This window comes from Sutterella sp., assembly GCF_052272535.1.
Lineage (GTDB): Bacteria > Pseudomonadota > Gammaproteobacteria > Burkholderiales > Burkholderiaceae_F > Sutterella.
Genome location: NZ_DAVZJY010000312.1, coordinates 1 through 2,146 on the forward strand (window position 1 = coordinate 1; position 2,146 = coordinate 2,146).

3 protein-coding genes are annotated in these 2,146 nt (G+C 65.4%); 1 reads left to right on the top strand and 2 read right to left on the bottom strand.

The window, feature by feature from the left end:
* Positions 1 to 149: 149 nt before the first annotated feature.
* Positions 150 to 806 carry an RlmE family RNA methyltransferase gene (locus ACT6Y9_RS10575; protein WP_443744503.1) on the bottom strand — a complete coding sequence of 219 codons (657 nt, stop codon included), beginning with the start codon at positions 804 to 806 and terminating at the stop codon, positions 150 to 152.
* 177 nt (positions 807 to 983) lie between these two features.
* Between ACT6Y9_RS10575 and yhbY the strand changes: the two genes are divergently transcribed.
* Positions 984 to 1,463: a ribosome assembly RNA-binding protein YhbY gene (gene yhbY, locus ACT6Y9_RS10580; protein WP_295476764.1), complete on the top strand. Its 480-nt coding sequence runs from the start codon at positions 984 to 986 to the stop codon at positions 1,461 to 1,463.
* Positions 1,464 to 1,567: 104 nt separating this feature from the next.
* On the opposite strand, the gene greA is transcribed toward yhbY, so the two are convergent.
* On the bottom strand, positions 1,568 to 2,044 hold the full coding sequence (gene greA / locus ACT6Y9_RS10585; RefSeq protein WP_295476766.1) for a transcription elongation factor GreA: 477 nt from the start codon (positions 2,042 to 2,044) through the stop codon (positions 1,568 to 1,570).
* Between the last annotated feature and the right edge of the window lie 102 nt (positions 2,045 to 2,146).

Genomic DNA, 2,146 nt, shown 5'->3' on the forward strand with positions numbered 1-2,146 from the left:
GTCCCGACGGGCGGCGGCCGCGCCCCGGGAGCTAGCCCGCTTGGAAGGCGCGAAATACGCTCATTGTAGCCGGCCGCCCCGCTTCTCTAGAGGGACGGCGCTTTGATTTCGGCGGTGCCGGACGGGGGCAAAAAGCAAATATTTATTGCTTACTGCTTCTTCGGCTTCCATTCACGCGAGACGAGGTACACCTCGGCGGAGGTGTCGCGCGACGCCGCGGGCTTCTTGGCGGCGACCTTCTTGAAGACGCGTTTGAGGGCCTCGACGTACTGCGAGTAGCCCGAGCCCTGGAAGGCCTTCGTGACGAAGACGCCCTTCGGGGCGAGGTGCTCCTCGCAGAATTCGAGCGCGAGCTCGTTGAGAAGCAGCGACCGGGCGGCGTCCGCGGCTGCGATGCCGGAAAGATTCGGCGCCATGTCCGAAAGGACCACGTCCACTTTGTCTCCGTTTAGAATCTCGGAGAGCTGATCGGCCACGGACTGTTCGCGGAAGTCGCCCTGCAGAAAGTGGACGCCGTCGATGGGTTCCATCGGCAGGATGTCCATGGCGATGATGCGTCCGCGCACGCCGCCCGCCGGATCAGCGAGCTTTTCGCGCACGACCTGCGTCCAGCTGCCCGGGGCCGAACCGAGGTCCACCACGGTGAGGCCGGGCTTCAGAAGGTGCTCCTTCTCATCGAGCTCCAGGAGCTTGTAGACGGACCGTGCGCGGTAGCCCTCCTGACGGGAGCGCTTCACGTAGGGATCATTGATGTGCCGCTCGATCCACGCGCGGTTTGATCTGAGTTTCTTTGAGGAAACAGGCATTGAGGCTCTCCCCTTCGATTTGATTTGCAACCCCTCCGCGGCTCTCCGCGGCCCCGCTCCCGCGGCGGACTCATGCTTCTGGAGTCTGCGCGGGCGTCGTCTTCAGGGCCGTCTCCGGCCGGGCATCCGTGATGCGCGGGCCGGAGGAGCCGGGAAAGAAAAATTTGTTGAGATTTTATGAGTGAAATTGAACTTTCGCGCAACGCGCGCCTCACGCTGCGCGCCGAGGCGCACCACCTCGATCCGGTCGTCCTGTTGGGCGCCAACGGTCTCACCGAAGCGGTGATGAAGGAGATCGACCGTGCGCTCAAGGCCCACGAGCTGATCAAGATCCGCGTGCCCACCGACGACCGCGAGGAGCGCGAGGCGATCTTCGCGAAGGTGGCCGACGAATTGGGCGCCGCCCGCGTGCAGATGATCGGCAAGCTCCTCATCCTCTGGCGTCCGGCCGAGGATGAGGCCGACGCGCCCACCGCCGAGGAGTGGATCGCCCGTACGGCCGCGGCCGCCCGCGGCGAAGAGCCCGCGCAGAAGGCGAAGCCGAAGAAGGTCGCCTCGAAGAAGCCCGGCGAAAAGAAGAAGAAGGCCGAGCCGGCTCCGCGCCGCCGCGCCCGTCCGAAGACGAAGCGCACGACGAAGAAGGCGGCGCTCTCCTGACGCTCCTCCCTCCAATTCAAAAAGGAGGCGCTCTCCCGTTCGAAGGGGGCGCCTCCTTTTCTTTTGGGCCGGAGGGGCGGCGAGGAGCGGCGCGCCGGACGCGCTTACTTGTACTCGACCGCCTCGACCTCGAAGGTGACCTGCCCCTTCGGTGCCATGAACTTCACCGTGTCGCCCTCGCTCTTGCCGATCAGCGCGCGCGCGATCGGCGAGGAGACGGAGATGAGGTTGCGCTTGATGTCGGCCTCGTCGTCGCCCACGATCTGGTAGGTGACGTCGGCGTCCTCCTCCTCGTTGTAGAGCGTGACGGTCGCGCCGAAGACGATGCGGTCGCTCGCGACGGTCTTCGGGTCGATCACCTGCAGCGCGGGGATCTTGCCCTCGAGCTCGGCGATGCGCCCCTCGATGTGGCCCTGCTCCTCGCGGGCGGCGTCGTACTCGGCGTTCTCCGAGAGGTCGCCCTTTTCGCGGGCTTCGGCGATGGCGGCGACCACGTTCGGGCGCGCGGTCTTCTTGAGGTACTCGAGTTCAGCCTTGAGCTTCGCCGCTCCGGCGGCGGTGATGGGAATGCGGTTGAGCATGTTTGGCTACCTAAAAACGTTGTGGCTTGTGTTCAAGCCTGCGCGGCGCGCTTGGCGCTCCCGAGGGTCTTCCGGGACAAAGCGCGGCGCAGGTAAAAATTC